Source organism: Desulfobacter latus, from assembly GCF_013389365.1.
GTDB lineage: Bacteria > Desulfobacterota > Desulfobacteria > Desulfobacterales > Desulfobacteraceae > Desulfobacter > Desulfobacter latus.
In genome coordinates this window covers 1-255 of the sequence record NZ_JACADJ010000231.1, presented here as the reverse complement: position 1 = coordinate 255, position 255 = coordinate 1, and the positions used below count along the sequence as shown (strand labels likewise).

Below are 255 nucleotides of genomic sequence, written 5' to 3'. Positions count from 1 at the left end.
CATTACCTGCTCAGACCACTCAACAGATTTTAAGAGTAATTGAAAATGACTGGAAATCTTTTTTCAACGCAAATCGAGAATTCAAAAAGAATCCTGGAGTTTTCACAGGCAGACCCAAACCGCCCAAATATAAAGATAAAAAAGATGGCTTAGGGATAGTTATTTTTACTAACCAACAGTGTAAAATCAAAAATAATTTTATTCACTTCCCGAAAGCTGTCAGAATTGATCCAATCAAAACAACAGTAGAAAAAT

Annotated in this window: 1 protein-coding gene; it reads left to right on the top strand. The window is 33.3% G+C overall.

Going from position 1 to position 255, the window contains the following annotated elements:
• The coding region (locus tag HXW94_RS19100; RefSeq protein WP_218576843.1) for a hypothetical protein at positions 1-255 on the top strand (255 nt) is incomplete at both ends.